At 68.3% G+C, this 278-nt stretch carries 1 pseudogene; it reads right to left on the reverse strand.

The window, feature by feature from the left end:
• Positions 1-278: pseudogene (locus HZU84_RS20160) on the reverse strand (IS110 family transposase); the annotation flags it as partial.

Consider the following 278-nt stretch of genomic DNA (forward strand, 5'->3'; position numbering starts at 1 on the left):
GGCCATGACCTGGATGTGCTCGTCGTAGGCGGCCACGCGCTCATCGAGCCGGCGCAGTTCGTCGAGCAAATCCATGCAGGCCGTCCTGGCCCAGTGGGGCAAGGTTTCGGCCTGCTCGGCAGCCAGCCGGCGCACGGTCTGGGCCTTGAGCGGCAGCACGATGCCGAACTCGCTCATCAGACCGCGCAGGCGGTTGATGGTGGCGGTGCGGGCCTTGACCCAGCCTTGGCGCACGGTGTGGATGGCGAGCCGGCACTGCGACAGCTCGGACTTGATCG

The organism is Sphaerotilus sulfidivorans (assembly GCF_013426975.1).
GTDB classification, from domain to species: Bacteria; Pseudomonadota; Gammaproteobacteria; order Burkholderiales; family Burkholderiaceae_C; genus Sphaerotilus; species Sphaerotilus sulfidivorans.